The following is a 1,688-nucleotide window of genomic DNA, read 5'->3' on the forward strand; positions in this document are numbered from 1 at the left end:
CTCACAGCTTTTCTGTGAGTTCCGGGACGGCTGAGAAGAGGTCTGCGACGAGGCCGATGTCTGCGACCTGGAAGATGGGGGCGTCTTCGTCCTTGTTGATGGCGATGATGGTTTTGGAGTCCTTCATGCCGGCGAGGTGCTGGATGGCGCCGGAGATGCCGACGGCGATATAGACTTCGGGCGCGACGATCTTGCCGGTCTGGCCGACCTGATAGTCGTTGGGCACGTAGCCTGCGTCCACGGCGGCGCGGCTGGCGCCGATGGCGGCGTTCAGCTTGTCGGCGAGCGGGGTGATGACCTGCTCGAACGTGGCGGCATCCTTCAGCGCGCGGCCGCCGGAGACGATGATCTTGGCGCTGGTCAGTTCGGGGCGCTCGGACCTGGCGATCTCGGCGCTGACGAAAGTCGACAGGCCGCTGTCGCCCGTTGCCGATACGGCTTCGACGCTGGCTGATCCGCCAGTGGCGGCCGCCTTGGCAAAGGCGGTGCCGCGCACGGTGATGACGAGCTTGGCATCACTGCTTTCCACCGTGGCGATGGCATTGCCCGCATAGATCGGACGGGTGAAGGTCTTCGGCCCTTCGACCGAGAGGATGTCGGAGATCTGCATCACATCGAGCAGCGCGGCCACGCGCGGGGCAATGTTCTTGCCCGTGGTGGTGGCAGGCGCGACGAAGGCGTCGTAATCCGCCATCAGGCCCGCCACGAGCGGGGCGACGTTCTCTGCCAGCGCATTGTCGAGGCTGGCATCGTCGGCCTTCAGGACCTTGGCGACCCCGGCGATCTGCGCGGCAGCCTGTGCGGCGGCATCGCAGTTCGATCCGGCAACAAGGGCCGTCACTTCGCCAAGCTGCGATGCGGCGGTGACGGCAGCCAGCGTGGCGTCCTTGACGGAGGCGTTGTCGTGTTCGACCAGAACGAGAACCTTGGACATCAGGCTACTCCCATTTCCTTGAGCTTGGCGACCAGCGTGTCGACATCCGGCACCTTGATGCCGGCCGAGCGCACCGGCGGTTCGGCAACCTTCAGCGTCTTCAAACGCGGCGCGATGTCCACGCCGTAGTCGGCAGGGGCCTTGGTGGCGAGCGGCTTGCTCTTGGCCTTCATGATGTTGGGCAGCGAGGCATAGCGCGGCTCATTCAGGCGCAGGTCCGTCGTCACCACCGCAGGCAACGCCAGCTTCACCGTCTGCAAACCGCCGTCAACCTCGCGCTTGACCACAACCGCGTCGCCCTCGACCGAAACCTCGTTGGCAAAGGTGCCCTGCGGACGGCCGAGCAGCGCGGCCACCATCTGGCCCACCTGGTTGCTGTCATCGTCAATCGCCTGCTTGCCGGTGATGATCAGCGCGGGGCTCTCTTCATCCGCAATGCCCTTCACGATCTTCGCAACCGCCAGAGGCTCAACCTCCACACCCTCGTCAACCTGAACCAGAACCGCACGGTCCGCGCCCATCGCCAGCGCCGTGCGCAGCGTCTCGGCCGCCTTCGCAACCCCCACCGACACCGCCACGATCTCCGAAACCACGCCCTTCTCCTTCAGGCGTATGGCCTCCTCAACCGCAATCTCGTCAAACGGGTTCATGCTCATCTTCACGTTCGCAAGATCAACTCCACTCCCGTCCGCCTTCACACGAGGCTTCACGTTGTAGTCAATCACGCGCTTCACGCAGACCAGGGCTTTCATCG

Annotated in this window: 2 protein-coding genes; both read right to left on the bottom strand. The window is 64.6% G+C overall.

The features are described from left to right. Position 1: 1 nt before the first annotated feature. Complete coding sequence (locus tag DKM43_RS14740) at positions 2–934, bottom strand: electron transfer flavoprotein subunit alpha/FixB family protein (RefSeq protein ID WP_109799273.1); 933 nt, start codon at positions 932–934, stop codon at positions 2–4. Next, positions 934–1,686, bottom strand: a complete 753-nt coding sequence (locus tag DKM43_RS14745; protein ID WP_109799274.1) for an electron transfer flavoprotein subunit beta/FixA family protein — start codon at positions 1,684–1,686, stop codon at positions 934–936. Before DKM43_RS14745 ends, DKM43_RS14740 begins: the two co-directional genes overlap by 1 nt. Between the last annotated feature and the right edge of the window lie 2 nt (positions 1,687–1,688).

The organism is Novosphingobium meiothermophilum, from assembly GCF_003171715.1.
Lineage (GTDB): Bacteria > Pseudomonadota > Alphaproteobacteria > Sphingomonadales > Sphingomonadaceae > Novosphingobium > Novosphingobium meiothermophilum.